We start from the raw sequence: 15,011 nt of genomic DNA, 5'->3' as shown, positions 1-15,011 counted from the left end.
TAGGTGTATATTGCAAAGGTTAAAGGGGTGCTATGGGTCAAAAAATCAAAATTGCAGGCTGGATCTCTGTAGGCGTGGTGGCTGGCGCTCTGACCACGGTATCGCTGCAGACTCTGGCCCGAGGGGGCATGGCGCCCCTGCCGCTGGAAGAAATTCAACAGCTGTCGGCCGTATTCGGCCTCATCAAGACCGACTATGTCGAGCCCGTCAGCGACAAGAAGCTGATCACCGATGCCATCTCGGGCATGGTGTCCAGCCTGGACCCGCACTCCCAGTATTTCGACAAGAAGTCGTACAAGGAATTCCGCGAAGGCACGATGGGCAGGTTCGTGGGCGTGGGCATCGAGATCACCATGGAAGATGGCCTGATCAAGATCGTCTCGCCCATCGAGGGCTCCCCGGCCTTCCGTGCCGGCCTCAAGACCGGCGACCTGATCACCAAGATCGACGACACCGCCGTCAAGGGACTGTCGCTCAACGACGCGGTCAAACGCATGCGCGGCGAGCCCAATACCAAGGTGCGCCTGACCATTCTGCGCAAGGACGAAAGCCGCAGCTTCCCCGTCACCATCACTCGCGAAGAGATCAAGACCCAGTCGGTCAAGGGCAAGCTTATCGAACCCGGCTATGCCTGGATCCGCCTGAGCCAGTTCCAGGAGCGCACGGTCGACGACTTCGTGCGCAAGGTGGAGGAGCTCTACAAGCAGGACCCCAATCTCAAGGGCCTGGTGCTGGATCTGCGCAACGATCCGGGCGGCCTGCTCGATGCCGCCGTCGCCATCTCCGCGGCCTTCCTGCCCGCCAACACCACCGTGGTCTCAACCAACGGCCAGCTGGAGGAAAGCAAGGCCGTCTACAAGGCGTCGCCCGAGTTCTACGCCCAGCGCGGCTTCGGCGATCCGCTGCAGCGCCTGCCCGCAGGACTCAAGAAGCTGCCGCTGGTGGTGCTGGTCAATGAAGGGTCGGCTTCGGCCAGCGAGATCGTGGCCGGCGCCCTGCAGGACCACAAGCGCGCCACCATCATGGGCAGCCAGACTTTCGGCAAGGGTTCGGTGCAGACCGTGCGCCCCCTGGGTCCGGACACCGCACTCAAGCTCACCACGGCCCGCTACTACACCCCCAGCGGAAAATCCATCCAGGCCAAGGGCATTGTTCCCGACGTGATGGTGGACGAGACGCCGGAAGGCGACCTGTTTGCAGCCCTGAGCATGCGCGAAGCAGACCTGGAAAAGCACCTGTCGAGCGGCCAGGGCGCCGAGGTGAAGAACGAGGCGCTGGAGAAGGCCCGCGAGGAAGCGCGCAAGCGCCTCGAGGAAGAATCCAAGAAGCCGCTGTCGGAGCGCCGCCTGCCCGAGTTCGGCTCGGACAAGGACTTCCAGCTGCAGCAGGCACTGAACCAGCTCAAGGGCAAGCCCGTGAAGGTCAGCAAGACACTGACCGCCCGCGATCTCGAGAAGAAGCCCGAAGACAGCAAGGCTGCCGACAAAAAGCCGGCAAACAAGGCCGAGCCGGAGAAAAAAGGCAACTGATCCTAAAATCGGCACGCACCTACCGACCAAGCCGGGCTTTGCGCCCGGCTTTTTCATGGCTTGGCCACGAATGGGAACCGATCAATGAATGACGACCAACTCCTGCGCTATTCGCGCCACATCCTGCTCGATGAAATCGGCATCGAAGGGCAGGAGCGCATTCTCGCCGCGCATGTACTTATCATCGGCGCCGGAGGGCTGGGCTCGCCAGCCGCGCTGTACCTGGGTTCGGCCGGCGTGGGGCAGATGACGCTGGTGGACGATGACACGGTGGACATGACCAATCTGCAGCGCCAGATCGCCCACACCACCGGCCGCGTCGGCCAGCCCAAGGTCGAATCCATCCGCGAGGCCGTGCTCGCCATCAATCCGCAGGTGCTGGTCCATGCCGTTCAGCAGCGCGCCACGGACCAGCTGCTGGATGAATTCGTGCCGCAAGCCACCGTGGTGCTCGACTGCACGGACAACTACAAGACCCGGCACCGCATCAATGCAGCCTGCGTACGCCACCGGGTGCCGCTGATCGAGGGCGCCGCCATACGCCTTGACGGGCAGCTGATGGTTATCGACCCGCGCGATGCCCAAAGCCCATGCTATGCCTGTATTTTCCCGCCCGAAGCAGAATTCGAAGAGGTGCAGTGCTCGACCATGGGTGTCTTTGCGCCCGCCGTCGGCCTCATCGGCACCATGCAGGCAGCCGAAGCCCTGAAGCTCATCGTGGGCCTAGGGAAACCCTCTACAGGCCGGCTGCAAATGCTGGACAGCCGGGCCATGGAGTGGAGTAGCATGAGCACCTCGCGCAACCCGGGCTGCCCGGTCTGCGGCCACCAACCATAGGAAAGAACCTACATCACCGCTGTTTGCGCACTGGCAGGAGCTCGCACCTGTCACCATGACAATTGCATCAGAGAAGATCGCCATTGCTGCAATCTTGCATCGTGACATCGCCGGATATTATTGTGAAGCTGCGTACCTATTTTGTTGAAGATAATCCAACCATTCGGGAAAATTTGATCGAGACCCTTCAGGAATTGGCCAATATCGAACCCGTTGGCATTGCCGAGACAGAAGCCGACGCAACTCGCTGGCTGTCTCAAAACGAGGATTCCTGGGATCTCGTCATTGTCGACCTGTTTCTGCGCCAAGGCAGCGGCCTTGGAATAGTGGGCGCATTCCAAAAGCGCGCGGAGCAGCAAAAACTGATCGTGCTCAGCAATTATGCCACCAATGACGTTCGCAAGCGCTGCGAACAGCTCAATGCCGACGCGATTTTCGACAAATCGAATGAAATCGATTCCCTTGTCGATTATTGCATCGGGCTCAACGCAGCGAATGCTTGATTTTTCGGCGAAATAAAAAGGCCCGGTTTCCGGGCCTTTTTTTTCAGTCGATCAGTCGGTTTTTGAGTGCGTAATAGGTCAAATCGCTGTTGGACGAAAGCCCCATTTTTTCCATCAGGCGCGTCCTGTAGGTACTCACCGTTTTTACACTCAGCGACAAAGATTTCGCGATATCACCCGCCGTTTCGCCGCGCGCCAGTTTCAGGAACACCTGGAACTCGCGCTCGGACAGTTGCTCATGGGCCGGCGCATCGTCCTTGCGGTTGAGTTGCTGGGCCAGCAGATCGGCCACTGCAGGCGTGAGATAGCGGCGCCCCAGCGCCACGGTGCGGATGGCTTCCGCAATTTCCTGGGGATCGCACTCCTTGTTCAGATAGCCGCTGGCTCCCTGGCGGATCAGGTTGATCGCGTAATGCTCTTCAGGATAGCCGCTGAGAATCAGGATGCCCATGTCCGGAGCCTTGGCCCTGAGCATGGCCAGGGCATCGATGCCGCTTTGGCCCGGCATGGAAAGATCCATCAGCAACACGTCGATTTCATGCTCCCGGACCAGATCGATGGCCTCCCGGCCGTTGGCTGCCTCGCCCACCACGCGCAGATCCACATGCTCGGATAAGAACTGACGCAAGCCCGAACGAACAATTGCATGATCATCCACAATGCCGACTTTAATCATGAACACCTCTTTTTGACGAAGCCCTGCCAGCTCCTCTCGATCCAACAACAGGATACGGCCGACATCGATGCGTCAGCCACTGGCGATACGATCACGCAGAATATCAGGGAAACAGCTTGTAGGTGAAGGAACGCAGATGCGCTGGACACAATTTCGCAAAATTGCGATCAGCCTGACGGTCGCAATTATTGCGGCGGTACTGATGGCGAGCATTAACGAAGCCGGATATGTGCGCTCCATGAATGCGCTGGAGACGCTGGCCAAAACCCAGAACACGCGCGCCCGTATCAACCAGCTGATACAGCAAATGCTGGATGCCGAGACCGGGCTGCGCGGCTACCTGCTCACGGGAGAGGAGCGCTATCTTGCTCCTTACACCAGCGCGATGTCCTCCATCAATAGCACCATGGATGAGCTGCGCAAGATCTTCCTGCTCAATCCGGACGAGCTGGCCACCTTCACGCCGCTGGCGCGCCAGGTCGAGCGCAAGATGAACGAGATGGAGCTGAGCCTGCGCCTGTACCAGCAGGGAAACAACGAGGCGTGGCGCTTCGTCATGTTCACCGACCTGGGCATGGAGAACATGGATGCCATCCGCGGCTATGGCAGGACGCTGCTTGAAAGCGTGAACAAGCAGGCCGGCCAGAACATGCGCGATATCGAGCACACGCTGTCCCTGTCGCGCATCGGCATTGCCACGGTGACGGTGCTGGGCATCCTGGGCTTCTTCATGTATCTGCGCCAGGCTTATGCGCTGCAGCAGGCCAGCCAGCGCGAGCAGGAAATACAGCGCGACGAACGCAACCGGCTGGAAGAGCTGGTGCGCGAGCGCACCACCTCGCTGACCGAACTGGCGACCCACCTGCAGCAGGTGCGCGAAGACGAGCGCGGCCATCTGGCGCGCGAACTGCACGACGAGCTCGGCTCTTTGCTCACCGCCGCCAAGCTCGATGTGGCGCGCCTCAAGTCCAAGATCGACGTGTCCTCACCCGAGGTCTCCGAACGCATCGCCCACCTGGTCGAGACGCTCAACAGCGGTATCGCGCTCAAGCGGCGCATCATCGAGGACCTGCGCCCCTCCTCCCTGTCCAACCTGGGCCTCACCACGGCGCTGGAAATCCTGACACGCGAATTCGCCGAGCGCAGCGGCCTCGAGGTGGAATCCAATCTCGAGCAGGTGGACCTGCCGGAGTCCACCCAGCTGACCGTGTACCGCATCGTGCAGGAGTCGCTGACCAATATCGGCAAGTATGCCCAGGCCAGCCATGTCATCGTGACCGTGCACAACTACCCTACCTATGTGGCGGTACAGATCCAGGACGACGGACGGGGTTTCGAGGTCACATCCACGCGCCCCAACTCCCATGGACTGGCAGGCATGCGCCATCGCGTCGAAGCAGCGGGCGGCCGCCTGACGGTGGCTTCGCAGGTGGGCAAAGGCACCACCATCTCCGCCGTCATCCCCTTGAATACGACGGCTGCGGCCTGAAGGTCACGGCCCAAAAACGGGGCTTGCGCAAGGTTACAACTCGAGCCGCTCCTACATTGCCGTGGGCCGCAACCCCGACGCCGCGGCACGCCGGGCTCCGTCAGAGCACCCGCAGATTGCACTCTACAGTCTGGTAGCAAGCGAGGCGATCATCCGTTCGCCCCGGCTCTATCAAGGAGATCAAGATGTTGCATTACGCCCTGGTATTTCTGGTGATTGCCCTGGTGGCCGCCGTATTCGGCTTTGGCGGCATTGCGGCAGGCGCCGTCGGCATTGCCAAGATTCTGTTCTTTGTCTTCATCATCATGGCGGTGATTTCGTTTGCCGTGAGCCTGATAAAGAGATAGGGCAAATCCATATCTCGACCTCGCCATGCAGTTGAGCGGCGCTTGCATTGCGCAAAGCGCATTCATTCGCCATGATGGGCTTTCTGCTTTGGAAATGAGGTCGTGTTTACTGGACCTTCCCCGAAACACTCGCTTATCAGGGAGCTAAAACTTATGAGTCAGCACGAGAAAGAGGCCAAGGAAGTGGTGGAAAACATCAAGAACTCTGCAAAAGATGTTGCAGATCATGCGCAGGAAGCAGCCGAGGACGTGCTCGACACCGCCAAGCATGCAGCCAAGAAAGCGGCACATGCCGCCAAGGATGCGGGTGAGGAGATCCAGGACACCGTTTCGGATACCTACCAGCGTGTGCGCCGCACCGCATCCGAAGCCATCGACGAGACCGGCCGCCACCTGCGCGATGCCGAGAACGAATACAACCGCCAGCTGATCGACGATCTGGCGCGCCGCGCCCAGGACCTGGCCGAGCGCAGCATCAACTTCTGGGCCGACAGCTCGCATCGCGCACGCCGCCAGTTCCAGACTGCCGCAGACGCCACAACCCGCTATGTCACGGAGCAGCCCGGCCGCTCCGTACTGATCGCCGCAGCGACCGGCGCCGCGCTTGCAACCGCGTTCTTCCTGGGCTCCAGATCCCGCAGGAAATAAGCAACAAGCGCTCGCGGCAGCCCGTCGCTCTGTCCGCAATACCTCCACCCACCCTCGAAGAAAGGAAAGTGATGAAAAAAGCAATGCATGCTCTGGCCATCGCCGCCATGGCCGGCGCCGTGGTCTTCGGCACCACGGCCTGCTCCGTGGTCCGCGAACAGCAGACCGTAGGCTCCTATGTGGACGACGCCAGCATCACCGCGGCCGTCAAGGCCAAGATGGCCGAGGACAAGAGCGTGTCGGCCACGGCCATCAGCGTGGAGACGCTCAACGGTACGGTGCAGCTGTCCGGTTTCGCCAAATCGGAAGCCGAGAAGGCACGCGCCGCCGAAATTGCGCGCACCACCAAGAACGTGCGGGAAGTGCGCAACAGCATTGTCGTGCGCCCCTGAGCGTCCCCACGCACATGCAGCAGAACCGGCGCTCCTGCCGGTTTTGCTGTTTCAGGGGATGCACAGGCTGCCTTACAGTCGAGCCATGCGAGTTTTCAACTGCGATGCCTGCGGGCACCTGGTTTTTTTCGAAAGCCTGCAATGCGTGCACTGCGGGGCTGCCCTGGCTTTTTTGCCCGACAGCCTGCGCATGGCCAGCGTGAGACCTGAATCCGCTCCCGAACCCTCACCGCCACATGGGTGGCACAGCGCCAGGCCTGCTCCGCAAGGCACCGGCGCCGACAGCAGCCAGCCGCTGCGCTACCGCCTGTGCGCCCATCGGCAGGACATCAGCCTGTGCAATTTCGCGATTGCCGAGGACGACAACCAGGATCTGTGCCTGTCGTGCCGGCAAACGCTGTGGCTGCCCGACGCCAGCAATCCGGCCAATCAAATGCGCTGGGCCAAGATCGAAGCGGCCAAGCGCCTGCTGTTCTACACCTCGGCCAAGCTCGGCCTGATGCGCACCGACGGCAAGGCGGACCCGGAACAGCATCCGCGCTTTTCGCTGCTGGCCGACATGCCGGACGCGGCCCCCGTACTGACGGGTCATGCCCACGGAATGATCACGCTCAATGTGGTGGAGGCCGACGACGAGGAACGCGTGCGGCGCAGGCTCGCGCTGCACGAGCCCTACCGCACCCTGATCGGCCATCTGCGCCATGAATCGGGCCATTTCTACTGGGACCGGCTGATCGCCGGCTCGCACTGGCTGGAGCCGTTTCGTGCGCTGTTCGGCGACGAACGCCAGGACTACGCCCAGGCACTGAAGGTGCATTACGGCAAGGATCCGCTGACCTTGCACTGGCAGGAGGATTACATCAGCGCCTATGCCACGGCCCATCCCTGGGAAGACTGGGCCGAAACCTGGGCCCACTACCTGCACATGGTGGACCTGCTGGAAACCGCAGCCAGCTACGACACGCACATCCGCCTGCCCGACGGCATGTCACAGCCCGTGGGCATGCGCGATCCGTTTGCCAGGCCGGGGCCCGATTTCGACACCATGCTGGCCCAGTGGGTGCCGCTGACGCTGCTGCTCAACAGCATGACGCGCAGCCTGGGTCATGTGGACGCCTACCCGTTCACCATCTCGCCCGGCGCGCGGCGCAAGCTGCGCTTCGTTCACGATGTGGTCCGGGAACGCGCGGGCAGCATGGCCTTGTAAGGCCGGTTAAAAATGCCTTCGCGCTGCTCACTTGGTATAGCCGCGGCCTTCGAGGGGGAAACTCGGTTGCCTGGAGCGGCACGGCGGCAGGTAATCAAGAATCAGGCTTTCGCCCCGAGTTTCTCGCGCAAACGCTCGTGCACGCTGGCCGAGACAAACTGGCCCACTTCACCGCCCAGCGTGGCGATCTCGCGCACCAGCGTGCTGCTGATGAATTGCAGCTGCGGATTGGGCGTGAGAAACAAGGTCTCCACTTCGGGCTGGAGATGGCGGTTCATGCCGGCCAGCTGGAATTCGTAATCGAAATCCGTGCCGGAGCGCAGCCCGCGCACCATGACCTGGGCATTCTGTGCCGCCACGCATTCGATCACCAGGCCTTCGAAACTGACCACCGAGACATTGGGCAGATCCGCCAGCGCCCCGCGCACGATGGCCAGGCGCTCCTCCAGCGTGAACATGGTCTTCTTGTGATGGCCCGCCGCCACGGCCACGACGACATGGCTGAACATGCGGCTGGCACGGCGCACCATGTCCTCATGCCCCAGGGTGATGGGATCGAAGGTGCCCGGATATACGGCCCGCACCTGGACCGTCTGCGCTGCTTGCTGCATTGGAATTCCTTTTATCTGTAAAAAAGCCTGCAACGCTGATCCATCAAGCGCCGGAAGCTATTCAATTCAGAGCATCAGTTCTTTTGGCGGCGCAGCAGATGCGCATGCACGGCGCCAGCCTTGAGATAGCGGTATACCGAAAGACCGAAGGCCTGCAGGCGTCCGTCGTCCCAGGCCTCGGGCGCTTCCAGATAGATATAGCCGTCCTCGTTGATGGCCTCGGCGGCCGCCTTCAGCGCCGGCTCGAACAGCTCGGCCTGGCCGAACGGCGGATCCAGCAGCACCAAATCCTGCCCGCTGCATGACTTCAGGCAGCTGAGCGCATCGCCGCGCTGCAGCTTGACCATGCCGGCCTGCAGTTGCTGCTGCAGGCGCTGCAGCTGCTGCTGCAGTCCGGCATCCAGCTCGTTCATGAGCACACTGGCCGCGCCGCGCGAAGCAGCCTCGAAGCCCAGGGCACCGGTGCCGGCAAATGCATCCACGCATTTCCAGCCGGCCAGGTCCTGACCCAGCCAGTTGAACAGGGTTTCGCGCACCCGGTCCGGCGTGGGCCGCAGGCCGGGGCGCTGGGCCACGGGCAGGCGCTTGCGGCGCCACTGGCCGCCGATGATGCGGATTTCCCCGCTGCCCGCAGCGGCCTTCTTGGCTGCGGCCGGCCTTGCCGCAGGGCTCTTGCCCGGCTTGGCGGTCTTGGTTTCCGCAAGGGCCTCGGCCTTGCGCTGGGCTTCATGCATCAGCTTGTCCAGCGCCTTGCGGCCGGCCGGGGTGTGCAATTTCAGGGCGCTGCGGCTCATGGCTGGGCTCCCACGGTCACCGTCACCATGCGCTCGGGCTGCAGCATGCGCTGCATGGCGGCCTTCACATCCTTCACGGTCAGCGCCCGCACCCTGTCCGTCCAATGCTCGAGATAGTCGAGCGGCAGGCCGTTCCAGGCGATATTGGCCACATTGGCCAGCAGCTTGCTGTTGCTGTCGATGCGTAGCGCAAAGCCGCCGATGAGGTTGTCCTTGGCGGCCTGCAGTTCCTTCTCGGTCGGCCCTTCGGCCACGAACCGGCGGATGACCTCCTGCGAGACCTTGACGGCCTCGGCGGCCTGGTCGGGCCGCGTCTGCAACGCCACGATGAAGGCGCCGCGGTCCAGACCCGGCGAGAAATCGCTGTACACGCTATAGCTCAGGCCGCGCCTTTCGCGCACCTGTTCGGTCAGGCGCGAAGTGAAGCCGCCGCCGCCCAGGATGTGGTTGCCCACCAGCACGGCCAGGAAATCGGGATTGTTGCGCGCAATGCCGGGCTGGCCGATGAGCACATGGGCCTGGGCCGACTGGAACGGAATGTTCTGCGTGACAGGCTTGTCCAGCGTCGCCACTTCGGGCACCGGCGGCAGCGGATCGCACGCGTTGTCGCCGTTGACGGTCTGCAGCGGTGCCAGCAGCTGTTTGACCAGGGCATCGGCCTGCTCGCGGCTCACGGCCCCGACCACGCTGACCTTGGCGCGGCAGGCCGCGATCAGGTCACGATGGAAGGTCTTCATGGCCGGGATGTCGATCTGCGCCAGCGTCTCGCCCGTGGCCTGGTAGCCGTAGGGATGGCTGCCGTACACGTCTTTGCGGAAGGCCTTGGACACCACCGTGCCCGGACGCGTATCGGCCTCCTTGAGGGCGGCGGCCCAGCGCTCGCGGTCGCGCTGCCACACGGCCTCGGGCCAGCTGGGCGTGGCCACCTGGCGCGCGGCCAGTGCAATGGAGCGCTGCAGCAGGTCGGGTTCGGTCAGCGAGCGCAGGCCATAGGTGAAGCTGTCGCGCGCGGCGCTGGCGCCAAAGCTGGCCCCCAGGTCGGCCCAGGCCTGGCCCAGGCCGTTTTCGTCGAGCGCGGGGGCATCTCCGGCAGCGCGCACGCCCTTGGATGCCATCATGGCCACGGCCGTGGCCAGGCCTGCCTGCGCCTGCGGGTCGCGGCGGCTGCCGGCGTCGAAGGCCAGCTGTATGTCCACCATGGGGATGCCCGGGCTTTGCACCAGCCAGACTTCTGCGCCGCTGGACTGCTTCCAGTGCTCGATCGGCAGCAGGGCCCAGGCGGACTGGGTCATGAATCCCATGCTGGCGGCCAAGAATGCCGCGCCGGCGGCTAACTTTTTCATACTCTTCATCGGTTTCTCCGTCGGCTTTCAGTGCACAGCACCGCCGGTATCGGTCTTGCCGGACATGGGCTGCTGCGGCTTGCCGCCCGCAGGCAGCGGCTGGGGCACCAGCGTGCCCACGGTCAGCTGGTCGTCGCCAAAGTATTTGGCGGCCACGGCCTTGATGTCGTCCGAGGTGATCTTGCGGAGTTCGGCCAGCAGCCTGTCTTCCGCATCCAGCGGCATGCCCTGGATCCAGTAGCTGCCGAGGTTCTGGGCCTGGCCCATGACGGAATCGCGCTCGTAGACGTTGGAGGCCATCCACTGCGTCTTCACGCGCGCCAGCTCGTCGGCCTGCACGCCTTCGGCGGCGATCTTGCGGATCTGCGCACGCAGGCCGGCCTCGACATCGGCCGGCGCCTTGCCGGCCGCGGGCACGCCGCTCAGTATGAACAGGCTGGGGCCGCGGCCCATGACAGAGGCCGAACTGCCCGCGCTGTCGGCCACGCGGCCATTCGGGCTTCCCTCTCCTTGAACCAGGGCGCGCTCCAGGCGGGCGCCGTCATAGCCGTCGAGCACGGCCGAGAGCACCAGCAGCGCCAGTGCGTCCTTGTCGGTCGGCTGCAGGTTCTCCACGGCCTTGAGCGTGGGCACGCGGTAAGCCATGGCGATGAAAGCCTGCTGCGCGGGCTGCTTGACCTCGATGCGGCGCACGCCGACCTGCGCCGGCTCGGTGCGCGGCTTGCGCTCGGGCAGGGCGCGGGCCGGAATGCTGCCGTAGTATTTTTCGGCCCAGGCGCGCACCTGGGCCACGTCCACATCGCCCGCCACCACGACGGCGGCATTGGCCGGCACATACCAGCGCTTGTGGAACTCGCGCACATCGCCCGGGGTCATGGCGTCCAGATCCGTCATCCAGCCCACCACGGGGCGATGGTAGGGCGAGACCATGAAGGTCGAGGCCATCAGCTGCTCCATGAGCACGGAGCGCGGCTGGTCCTCGGTGCGCATGCGGCGCTCTTCCTTGACGACTTCGATCTCCTTCTTGAACTCCTCGTCGGGCCACTGGTTGTTGGCAAAGCGGTCGGATTCGAGTCGCATGACCTCCTCCAGCCGGTTGGCCGGAATCTGCTGGTAATAGCCCGTGTAGTCGCGCGTGGTGAAGGCGTTCTCCTGTCCGCCCAGGGCTGCGACGCGGCGCGAGAACTCGCCGGGAGCCAGCTTCCTGGAGCCCTTGAACATCATGTGCTCCAGCGCATGGGCCACGCCCGAGGTGCCGTCCACCTCGTCCATGGAGCCCACGCGCACCCACACCATGTGCACGGCCGTGGGCGCGCGCCGGTCGGGCTGCACGATGAGCTGCATGCCGTTCTTCAGCGTGAATTGCTGCACGGCGGGCGCAGCCGCCGCAGCTACCGCGGCGGGCGTGGTTGGGGACGATGCGCCCGGCGCAGCCAAGGCTGCCCCAGCGCTCAAACAGGCCATTAAGCCCAGTACAGGGAGTGCACGTACATGTTTCATAGAATGATGCGATTCTAAGAACCCGCCAATGTTCAGTTTTTTCAAGAAAAAGCCCACTCCGCCCCAGACAGCGGACCACGCGCCGGCCGCCGAGCCGGCCCAGGCACCCGCGCCCGTCGTCCCCGCCGAGCCGGCCGTACAGGATACGCCGGCGACGCCCGCCGCGACCTCCTGGTGGCGCAAGCCTTTTGCCAAGGAAGCCGGGCCCGCGCCTGAGGTGCCGCCGGCGACTCAGGATTTCATAGCTCCCCCCGAGCCTACCGCAAAGCCGCAAGCCGAAAATGCACGCCAGAGCTGGATGGAGCGGCTCAAGGCCGGCCTGCGCAAGACCGGCACCAGCATTGCCACCGTCTTCACCGGCACGCAGATCAACGACGCACTCTATGAGGAACTCGAGGACGCTCTGCTGATGGCCGACACCGGCGTCAAGGCCACCCAGCACCTGCTCGACGACCTCAAGCGCCGCGTCAAGGAAACCAGGACCACCGAGCCCGCAGCCGTCAAGGCCCTGCTGGCCGATGCGCTGGCCGACCTGCTGAGGCCTCTGGAAAAACCGCTGGTCATCGGCGAGCACCAGCCCACCGTCATCATGGTCGCGGGCGTCAACGGGGCGGGCAAGACCACCTCCATCGGCAAGCTGACCCGCCACCTGGCCGACGAAGGCCAGACCGTGCTGCTGGCCGCCGCCGACACCTTCCGCGCGGCCGCGCGCGAGCAACTGGGCGTCTGGGCCAACCGCAACACCGTGGAAATCGTCAGCCAGGAAGGCGGCGACCCGGCGGCAGTGAGCTTCGACGCCGTCTCGGCCGGCAAGGCCCGCAAGAAGGACGTGGTGCTGGTCGACACCGCCGGGCGCCTGCCCACGCAGCTGCACCTGATGGAAGAGCTCAGGAAGATCAAGCGCGTGGTGACCAAGGCCGACGGCTCGGCGCCGCACGAGGTGCTGCTGGTCATCGACGGCAACACCGGCCAGAACGCCCTGGCCCAGGTGCGCGCCTTCGACGATGCGCTGCAGCTCACCGGCCTCGTCGTCACCAAGCTCGACGGCACGGCCAAGGGCGGCGTGCTGGCCGCCATCGCCCAGGAGCGCCCCGTGCCCGTCTACTTCATCGGCGTGGGCGAGAAGATCGAGGACCTGGAAACCTTCAACGCCAGGGAGTTCGCCCAGGCTCTGCTGGCCTGATCCCGCGTGCAAACCAAATCGATAGCTGCCAGCGCTTGGCATGTCTGCATTTCAGGCTTATGAAGCCATGAAAACCTTGAAGGGAGTGCGCAATGCACTCCTTTTTTCATAGTGCAAGCGCTTTCAGGCCCTGACCTGGGTATGCAGCCACTGCGCGTAGTCGGGCAGGCAGCGCTCCGTGCGCATGGTGATCTGCGGTACCTCGTAGCTGTGGTGCTCGCTTATCAGCGCCGTCAGCCGGTTCAGCACCTCGGGCAGTGTCTTGCAGATCAGCCGCCATTCGGGCGTGGACTGCAGCACGCCATCCCATTCGTAATAGGAAACAATGCGCTCGCATTGCACACAGGCCGCCGCCTTGGCGGCCACCAGGGCGCGCGCCATGTCCTCGGCTTCCTCGGCGCTGGCCACCGTCGTCGCCACCACGCACAGGGTCGCCCATCGGAGATGGGCGGAATCGGCGCCCGCAGGCTGCGGGCCGGAAGAGGTGAAAGAGCTCATGGACCCGCAGTCTAGAGCCACTGGCCTGTGGCGGACAACGCTTTTTGTCCGGCTGGGGCGCCAAGGGGCACAACCGCCAAAGAACCGGACGTGATCGCTTCCTGCCCCGGACCGAGCAGCCACCGGGGCAGCTGCGAGGGCCTCTGGCTCGTCTCGGCTTCCGCTGAAGGTGGAGCTCAGCCTGTGAATCTCTTCAGGACCAAGGACGCATTCACGCCGCCGAAGCCGAACCCATTGAGCATGGCGTGCTCCATGGCATGCGCACGCGCATTTCCTGCGATCAGGTCCAGGCCGTCTGCCAGCGGGTCCGGGGTTTCCAGATTGAGTATGGGCGGTGCGATCTGGTCGCGCAGGGCCAATACGGTGAAGATGGCGGCAGCCCCGCCGGCAGCGCCCAGCATGTGGCCCAGAGCGGATTTCGTGGCGGTAATCGAAGGGCCGGAGCCGGTTCCGAATACCTGGCGAATGGCTGCCAGCTCGCCGCTATCGCCCACCGGGGTGGAAGTGGCGTGGGCATTCAGGTGCTGGATAGCGCCGGGTTGCAAACGGGCATGGCGCAATGCCATGCGCATGGAGCGCACGGCGCCGGCTCCATCCTCCGGGCCTGAAGTGACATGGTAGGCATCGGCAGAGGTACCGTAGCCCACCACCTCGGCCAACGGCCTGGCCCCACGCGCCAAGGCATGGTCCAGGGACTCCAGCACCAGCAGGCCGGCCCCTTCGGCCATGACAAAGCCATTGCGCGCACTATCGAAGGGCCGGGAAACCCGGGCGGGATCGCCGTCGCAGTGGGTTGCCACGGCCTTGGCCGCCGCAAAGCTGCCCAGGGCCACCCGGTCAATAGTGGCTTCGCTGCCCCCGCAGAGGGCCATATCCGCCTCGTCGTTGCAGATCAGGCGTGCCGCATCGCCGATGGCCTGGATGCTGGCAGCGCAGGCGGTGACTGGAGCCCCGATAGGGCCCTTGAGCTGGTGCCGGATCGACACCTGCCCTGCGGCCAGATTGGCCAGGAAAGCCGGGACGGTGAACGGCGACAGGCGCTGCGGCCCTTTCCCGTCCGTCGTGCGCACGGCTTGCGCAATGGTGCCGAAGCCGCCCACGCCGGAGCCGATGACGGTTGCCGCACGCTCTTGCTGCTCAACGCTGGCATGGGCCCATCGCGCATGCGCCAGGGCCGCATCGGCCGCCCCCAGGGCGAACGCGATGAAGCGGTCCATGCGGCGCAGCTCCTTTGCTGCAATGGCGTCCTCGGCGCTCCAGCCGGCTTGCGGGTCCTCTTGCAGGTCCGGCACCCGCCCGGCGATGCCCACGCCCGTGCCTTCGGACACCGAGGCATCCAGGGCGCGCACTCCTGACTGGCCAGCCAGCAGGCGTTGCCAAGCCAGTTCCACATTGCATCCGAGAGGGGATACCAAACCCAAGCCGGTGATGACGACCCGACGACCCATGCTGCA

General features: G+C 64.1%; 16 protein-coding genes. 9 read left to right on the top strand and 7 right to left on the bottom strand.

Annotated features, from left to right (window positions below):
* The first annotated feature begins 32 nt into the window (after window positions 1-32).
* The 3 genes from V8Z74_RS08320 (at window position 33) to V8Z74_RS08310 (ending at window position 2,869) form a co-directional block, all read left to right on the top strand.
* Entirely contained in the window at window positions 33-1,529 is a 1,497-nt protein-coding gene (locus tag V8Z74_RS08320; protein ID WP_349708848.1) for a S41 family peptidase, read from the top strand.
* 84 nt (window positions 1,530-1,613) lie between these two features.
* On the top strand, window positions 1,614-2,366 hold the full coding sequence (locus V8Z74_RS08315; protein ID WP_349708847.1) for a HesA/MoeB/ThiF family protein: 753 nt from the start codon (window positions 1,614-1,616) through the stop codon (window positions 2,364-2,366).
* 122 nt (window positions 2,367-2,488) lie between these two features.
* The gene (locus tag V8Z74_RS08310) at window positions 2,489-2,869 is read left to right on the top strand and encodes a response regulator (protein WP_349708846.1); all 381 of its coding nucleotides are present in this window, start codon (window positions 2,489-2,491) and stop codon (window positions 2,867-2,869) included.
* A 43-nt stretch (window positions 2,870-2,912) separates the two neighbouring features.
* Here V8Z74_RS08310 and V8Z74_RS08305 read toward each other — a convergent pair whose 3' ends face one another.
* The gene (locus V8Z74_RS08305) at window positions 2,913-3,545 is read right to left on the bottom strand and encodes a response regulator (RefSeq protein WP_066478135.1); all 633 of its coding nucleotides are present in this window, start codon (window positions 3,543-3,545) and stop codon (window positions 2,913-2,915) included.
* Between the two features lie 136 nt (window positions 3,546-3,681).
* On the opposite strand from V8Z74_RS08305, the gene V8Z74_RS08300 reads away from it, so the two are divergent.
* The 5 genes from V8Z74_RS08300 (at window position 3,682) to V8Z74_RS08280 (ending at window position 7,628) form a co-directional block, all read left to right on the top strand.
* Window positions 3,682-5,034, top strand: coding sequence for a CHASE3 domain-containing protein (locus V8Z74_RS08300; RefSeq protein WP_066477757.1), 1,353 nt, complete (start codon window positions 3,682-3,684; stop codon window positions 5,032-5,034).
* A 185-nt stretch (window positions 5,035-5,219) separates the two neighbouring features.
* Window positions 5,220-5,381 carry a DUF1328 domain-containing protein gene (locus V8Z74_RS08295; RefSeq protein ID WP_083526647.1) on the top strand — a complete coding sequence of 54 codons (162 nt, stop codon included), beginning with the start codon at window positions 5,220-5,222 and terminating at the stop codon, window positions 5,379-5,381.
* 153 nt (window positions 5,382-5,534) lie between these two features.
* Window positions 5,535-6,029: a hypothetical protein gene (locus tag V8Z74_RS08290; protein ID WP_349708845.1), complete on the top strand. Its 495-nt coding sequence runs from the start codon at window positions 5,535-5,537 to the stop codon at window positions 6,027-6,029.
* A gap of 71 nt (window positions 6,030-6,100) precedes the next feature.
* Complete coding sequence (locus V8Z74_RS08285; RefSeq protein WP_066478110.1) at window positions 6,101-6,421, top strand: BON domain-containing protein; 321 nt, start codon at window positions 6,101-6,103, stop codon at window positions 6,419-6,421.
* Window positions 6,422-6,506: 85 nt separating this feature from the next.
* Window positions 6,507-7,628: a zinc-binding metallopeptidase family protein gene (locus V8Z74_RS08280; protein ID WP_349708844.1), complete on the top strand. Its 1,122-nt coding sequence runs from the start codon at window positions 6,507-6,509 to the stop codon at window positions 7,626-7,628.
* Between the two features lie 101 nt (window positions 7,629-7,729).
* Here V8Z74_RS08280 and coaD read toward each other — a convergent pair whose 3' ends face one another.
* From coaD to V8Z74_RS08260, 4 genes are all read right to left on the bottom strand, one after another.
* Window positions 7,730-8,239, bottom strand: coding sequence for a pantetheine-phosphate adenylyltransferase (gene coaD, locus V8Z74_RS08275; protein WP_066477751.1), 510 nt, complete (start codon window positions 8,237-8,239; stop codon window positions 7,730-7,732).
* Window positions 8,240-8,313: 74 nt separating this feature from the next.
* On the bottom strand, window positions 8,314-9,033 hold the full coding sequence (rsmD, locus tag V8Z74_RS08270; RefSeq protein WP_349708843.1) for a 16S rRNA (guanine(966)-N(2))-methyltransferase RsmD: 720 nt from the start codon (window positions 9,031-9,033) through the stop codon (window positions 8,314-8,316).
* Window positions 9,030-10,385, bottom strand: a complete 1,356-nt coding sequence (locus tag V8Z74_RS08265) for a M16 family metallopeptidase (protein WP_349708842.1) — start codon at window positions 10,383-10,385, stop codon at window positions 9,030-9,032. Before V8Z74_RS08265 ends, rsmD begins: the two co-directional genes overlap by 4 nt.
* Window positions 10,386-10,403: 18 nt before the next feature.
* The gene (locus V8Z74_RS08260) at window positions 10,404-11,840 is read right to left on the bottom strand and encodes a M16 family metallopeptidase (protein ID WP_349708841.1); all 1,437 of its coding nucleotides are present in this window, start codon (window positions 11,838-11,840) and stop codon (window positions 10,404-10,406) included.
* A 64-nt stretch (window positions 11,841-11,904) separates the two neighbouring features.
* Between V8Z74_RS08260 and ftsY the strand changes: the two genes are divergently transcribed.
* Window positions 11,905-13,059, top strand: coding sequence for a signal recognition particle-docking protein FtsY (gene ftsY / locus V8Z74_RS08255; RefSeq protein WP_066477736.1), 1,155 nt, complete (start codon window positions 11,905-11,907; stop codon window positions 13,057-13,059).
* 123 nt (window positions 13,060-13,182) lie between these two features.
* Here ftsY and cutA read toward each other — a convergent pair whose 3' ends face one another.
* Window positions 13,183-13,557, bottom strand: coding sequence for a divalent-cation tolerance protein CutA (gene cutA, locus V8Z74_RS08250; RefSeq protein WP_349708840.1), 375 nt, complete (start codon window positions 13,555-13,557; stop codon window positions 13,183-13,185).
* 176 nt (window positions 13,558-13,733) lie between these two features.
* Complete coding sequence (locus V8Z74_RS08245) at window positions 13,734-15,005, bottom strand: beta-ketoacyl-ACP synthase (protein WP_349708839.1); 1,272 nt, start codon at window positions 15,003-15,005, stop codon at window positions 13,734-13,736.
* Between the last annotated feature and the right edge of the window lie 6 nt (window positions 15,006-15,011).

This window comes from Comamonas sp. w2-DMI, from assembly GCF_040187735.1.
GTDB lineage: Bacteria > Pseudomonadota > Gammaproteobacteria > Burkholderiales > Burkholderiaceae_C > Comamonas > Comamonas terrae.
Note: the sequence above shows the minus strand (reverse complement) of the source record. Positions and strands in the feature narration are given on the sequence as shown.